Below are 523 nucleotides of genomic sequence, written 5' to 3' on the forward strand. Positions count from 1 at the left end.
CTGTTTTGTTACTGTCCACTAAAGAAAGCGGCTTCACTTCGTCGCCAGTGTAACCAGTCGCTAAACGGTAGCCTTTTGCGGCTTTGCTCAAGTTACCCAGACGCATCCCACCTTGTTCGCAGAAACTGCGCGCCAAGGTAAATAGTGCATCGGTCTGGCCAGATTTGAGTTCAAGTTCGACTTCACAAATCGGTTCTTGTCTCTCTTCTCCGTCTTCCCCTTGCGCAACAACCATGCCTTGGTCAAACGCGACCTCTACTTGGCTGCCATCTGGCATACCAATCAGCCACTGCTCACGCGTGAAGTTAGTCGAAAAAAGCGGAACTAACTCGGATTGTAGAGTCGCGACATTTTTGCCTGACGGCCAGATATCGGAAGGATGAAGCGAAAGATCCGGTTCATTATTTGTGTGCTCAGCATTGTATTCTGGTCTTTGATGTAAGCCTGCGACAACGCGTCCTGCGGTTTTTACGGTTTGGACGAAAACGTCATCAAAACGGCGAATTCTTAAACCAATGTCGTG

At 48.9% G+C, this 523-nt stretch carries 1 protein-coding gene; it reads right to left on the reverse strand.

Annotation, left to right across the window (positions count from 1 at the left end):
• On the reverse strand, positions 1 to 523 hold a 523-nt coding region (locus R7Q09_RS28220; protein ID WP_318144218.1), incomplete at both ends, for an inorganic triphosphatase.

The organism is Vibrio sp. 2130-1 (assembly GCF_033339515.1).